Origin of the sequence: Geminicoccus flavidas (assembly GCF_009806515.1) — a bacterium.
GTDB lineage: Bacteria > Pseudomonadota > Alphaproteobacteria > Geminicoccales > Geminicoccaceae > Geminicoccus > Geminicoccus flavidus.
On the sequence record NZ_WUJP01001007.1, the window covers coordinates 1 to 4047 of the forward strand.

5 protein-coding genes are annotated in these 4047 nt (G+C 69.6%); all 5 read left to right on the plus strand.

Translation table 11 applies throughout. The features are described 5' to 3' along the window. Nucleotide 1 precedes the first annotated feature (1 nt). Nucleotides 2–511 (plus strand): acyltransferase, encoded by a 510-nt coding sequence (locus EQG76_RS28565; RefSeq protein WP_159718549.1) that lies wholly within the window; start codon nt 2–4, stop codon nt 509–511. After that, nucleotides 508–1536, plus strand: a complete 1029-nt coding sequence (locus tag EQG76_RS28570) for a Gfo/Idh/MocA family protein (RefSeq protein ID WP_159718551.1) — start codon at nt 508–510, stop codon at nt 1534–1536. The genes EQG76_RS28565 and EQG76_RS28570 overlap by 4 nt, the downstream gene beginning before the upstream one ends. Then, the gene (locus tag EQG76_RS28575; RefSeq protein ID WP_159718553.1) at nt 1533–2651 is read left to right on the plus strand and encodes a DegT/DnrJ/EryC1/StrS family aminotransferase; all 1119 of its coding nucleotides are present in this window, start codon (nt 1533–1535) and stop codon (nt 2649–2651) included. The genes EQG76_RS28570 and EQG76_RS28575 overlap by 4 nt, the downstream gene beginning before the upstream one ends. Next, nucleotides 2648–3328 (plus strand): acyltransferase, encoded by a 681-nt coding sequence (locus EQG76_RS33110; protein WP_159718555.1) that lies wholly within the window; start codon nt 2648–2650, stop codon nt 3326–3328. The genes EQG76_RS28575 and EQG76_RS33110 overlap by 4 nt, the downstream gene beginning before the upstream one ends. Continuing rightward, nucleotides 3325–4047: NAD-dependent epimerase/dehydratase family protein (locus EQG76_RS28585; RefSeq protein ID WP_159718557.1), on the plus strand; the 723-nt coding region annotated here is incomplete at its 3' end. The genes EQG76_RS33110 and EQG76_RS28585, both read left to right, overlap by 4 nt.

Sequence of the window (4047 nt, forward strand, 5' to 3'; positions counted from 1 at the left end):
GATCCCCTGCCCGGATCTCGTCAATCTCTACGGCTGCACCATCGGCGACGAGACGATGATCGGGCCGTTCGTCGAGATCCAGAAGAACTGCATCGTCGGCAAGCGCGTGAAGATCTCCTCGCACAGCTTCCTGTGCGAAGGGGTGTCGATCGAGGACGAGGTGATGATCGCCCACGGGGTGATGTTCACCAACGACCTGATCCCGCGTGCCACTCGCGACGACGGCCGGCCCATGGTCGACGGCGACTGGGTGGTCGTCACGACCCGGGTGCGCGCCAGGGCATCGATCGGCTCCAACGCCACCATCCTGGCGGGCGTGACCATCGGCAGCCGGGCCCTGGTCGGTGCCGGCGCCGTGGTCACCCGCGACGTTCCGGCCTTCGCCATCGTCGCCGGCGTGCCGGCCAGGGTGATCGGCGACGTGCGTGAGCCCAGGAGCGGCAGGAGCCGCTCCGACCGGACGGGACAGCGGTCCCTCAGAACCTCCTTCCTGGAAGGCAGCATGCCATGATCGGCATCGGTGTCCTGGGCTATGGCTATTGGGGCCCGAACCTCGCGCGCTGCTTTGGCGAGTGCGAGCAGACCCGGGTCGTGGCCATCGCCGACTTCGACCAGGCCGCGCGCGACCGTGCTGCCCGGCGTCACCCCGGCGTCACGGCGGTCGCCACCATGGCCGAGCTCCTGGACGATCCCAGGGTCGATGCGGTCGCGATCGCCACGCCGGTCCACGCCCATTTCGAGCCCGCCCTGGCCGCCTTGCGGGCCGGCCGGCACGTGCTCGTCGAGAAGCCCATCACCACCAGCTCCGGCGAGGCCAGCCGGCTAGTCGACGAGGCGGCACGGCGCGGCCTGACCTTGATGGTGGACCACACCTTCGCCTTCACGCCGGCGGTGCAGAAGATCGCGGAGCTGGTCGGCGGCGGCGAGATCGGCGCCCTGCATTACTATGACTCGACCAGGGTCAATCTCGGCATCGTCCAGAGCGACGTGAGCGTGGTCTGGGATCTCGCGGTCCATGACCTCGCCATCCTGGAAGCCATCACGCCGGAGCGCCCGGTGGCGATCGCCGCCCAGGCGGCCAGCCACCTGGCGCAGCGCCCGGAAACCATGGCGTTCGTGACACTGCACTTCGCCAGCGGGATGGTCGCCCACATCAACGTCAACTGGCTGGCGCCGGTGAAGGTCCGCCGCACGCTGATCGGCGGCAGCAAGCGGATGATCGTCTGGGACGATCTGGAGCCCAGCGAGAAGATCAAGGTCTACGACAAGGGCGTTACGCTCACCGGCGACCGTGACGCCGCGCACCGCCTCCGCGTGGGCTATCGCAGCGGCGACATGTGGGCGCCCAGGCTGGCGACCACCGAGGCGCTGGCCACCGAGATCGACCATTTCGCCGCCTGCATCGCCAGCGGCCGCACGCCGCTCACCGACGGGCTGGCCGGCCTGCGGGTCGTGGAACTTCTGGAGAGTGCTCACTGGTCGATGCGCCAGGGCGGCCGCCCGATCGACCTCAGCCTGGAGCGCAAGGCATCATGATCCCATTGGTCGACCTGAAGGCGCAGCATCGGGCACTGCTCCCGCAACTGGAGGCGGCGGCCAGCCGTGTCCTCGCCAGCGGCCATTTCGTCCTGGGCGAGGAGATCGAGGCGTTCGAGGCGGAGTTCGCCGAGTTCTGCGGCACCCGCCACGCCGTCGCGGTCAGCACCGGCACCGCGGCCCTGCACCTAGCGCTGCTCGCCGCCGGCATCGGGCCAGGCGACGAGGTGATCACCACCACCTCCACCTTCGTGGCCTCGGTGGCAGCGATCCTCTACGCCGGTGCCACGCCCGTCCTGGTGGACATGGATCCTGCGCGACTGACGCTGGATCCGGCCGCGGTCGCGGCGGCAGTGACCCCGCGCACCCGCGCCATCCTGCCGGTCCACCTGCATGGCGGCATGGCCGACATGGACCGCATCGAGGCCATCGCCCGGCGCCATGGCCTGGCCGTGATCGAGGATGCCTGCCAGGCGCACGGTGCCGAGCATGAGGGCCGCCGCGCCGGCAGCATCGGCGACATCGGCTGCTTCAGCTTCTATCCGGGCAAGAACCTCGGTGCCTGCGGCGAGGGCGGTGCGGTGGTGACCAATGACGCCGCGGTCGCCGCCAAGGTGCGCCAGCTGCGCGACTGGGGCCAGTCCGCCCGCTACGTTCATGAGCTGCAGGGCTTCAACTACCGGCTCGACGCGATCCAGGCAGCCTTCCTGCGCGTGAAGCTGCCCCATCTCGATGCCTGGACGGCGGCGCGCCGGCGCCATGCACAGCGCTACGACACGGGCTGTGCAGAGATGGACGTGGCGACCCCGCCGCACATGCCGGGCGTGCACCATGTCTACCATGTCTATGCGATCCGCTGCGACCAGCGGGAGGCGGTCCGGCAGCATCTGGGCGAAGCTGGCATCGCGACCGGCATCCATTACCCTACCCCGGTGCATCTGCAGCCCGCCTATGCTGGGCTCGGCTATCGTCTGGGCGACTTTCCCCATGCCGAGCGCTATGCCCGGCAGACCCTGTCCCTGCCGATGTTCCCGGAGCTCGACAACGCCCGGATCCGGCAGGTCCTGGCGGGACTGGCGGAGGCGCTGGCGCCCGTCGCCGGAGCGCTGGAATGAGCGAGATCCAGGCACGGGTGGTCCAGGCGGTCCATGGCCGGCACACGGTCCTGCCCGATCCGGCCTACGAGACCGGGCTGGCCGAGGCGCTGCGCGCTGCGATGGGCCATGAGCGGCTGGAGGAAGCCTATCGCCAGCTGGGGCCGCAAGACGACTTCCAGAGCCGAATGCTCCGGCGTGTCTATCTGCGCGCCCTGGTCCGTCATCTAGGCCAGGGCGTGACGGTCCGGCCTGGCGTGACGTTCCGGCACTTCGAGACGTTCTCGATCGGCGATGGTGTCCATCTGGGCGAAGGGGCGATCCTGCAGGGCCGCCATGACGGGAATTGCGAGATCGGGGAGGGCAGCTGGATCGGCCCACAGGCCTTCCTGGATGCGCGCGACTTAGTGATCGGCGCGCAGGTCGGCTGGGGCCCGGGCGCCAAGGTCCTGGGCTCGACCCATACCGGCATGCCCGTCGAGAAGCCGATCATCTGCACCGACCTCGTCATCCGCCCGGTGCGGATTGGCGACTTCGCCGACATCGGGGTCAGCGCGGTGATTCTGCCGGGAGTGACCGTCGGCGAAGGTGCGATCGTCGGAGCCGGCGCGGTCGTGACCAGGGACGTGCCGGCCTATGCCAAGGTGGCGGGCGTGCCGGCTCGGGTGATCGGCTGGCGCCGCGAGGAGTTGAGATGACCATTCGTGACGAGCGCGTGCTGATCACCGGCGGTGCCGGTTTCGTCGGATCGCACATCGCCGACCTGCTGCTGGCCGCCGGCTGCCGGCAGGTGGTGGTTCTGGACAATCTGGTGCGCGGCCGGCGGGACAATCTCGCCCCCGCCCTGGCCACCGGCCGTCTGCGGCTGGTGGAAGGCGACATCCGCAACCACGCGCTACTGGACGAACTGGTGGCGGACAGTGACCTCGTGTTCCACCAGGCGGCCCTGCGCATCACCCATTGCGCCGCCGAGCCGCGCCTGGCCCTGGACGTCATGGTGAACGCCACCTTCGACCTCTTGGAGAGCTGCGTGCGCCACCGCGTGCGCAAGGTCGTGGCCGCCTCGTCGGCCTCGATCTACGGCCTGGCCAGCCACTTCCCCACCCCGGAGGAGGACCCTCCATACGACAATCGCACCCTCTACGGTGCCGCCAAGCTGTTCAACGAGGGCCTGCTGCGCTCGTTCCACGACAGCCACGGGCTCGACTACGCGGCCCTGCGCTACTTCAACGTCTATGGCCCGCGCATGGACGTCCATGGCCGCTATACCGAGGTGCTGGTCCGCTGGATGGAGCGGCTGGACCAGGGTCTCCCCCCGGTGATCTTCGGCGACGGACTGCAGACCATGGACTTCGTCCACGTGCGCGACGTGGCCCGCGCCAATGTCCTGGCCGCCGCCGCACCCGCCACCGACGCG

Bases quoted from the DNA above. Each gene is read 5' to 3' on its own strand.
- EQG76_RS33110 (WP_159718555.1), top strand. From the start codon at position 2,648: ATGAGCGAGATCCAGGCACGGGTGGTCCAGGCGGTCCATGGCCGGCAC.
- EQG76_RS28570 (WP_159718551.1), top strand. From the start codon at position 508: ATGATCGGCATCGGTGTCCTGGGCTATGGCTATTGGGGCCCGAACCTC.
- EQG76_RS28575 (WP_159718553.1), top strand. From the start codon at position 1,533: ATGATCCCATTGGTCGACCTGAAGGCGCAGCATCGGGCACTGCTCCCG.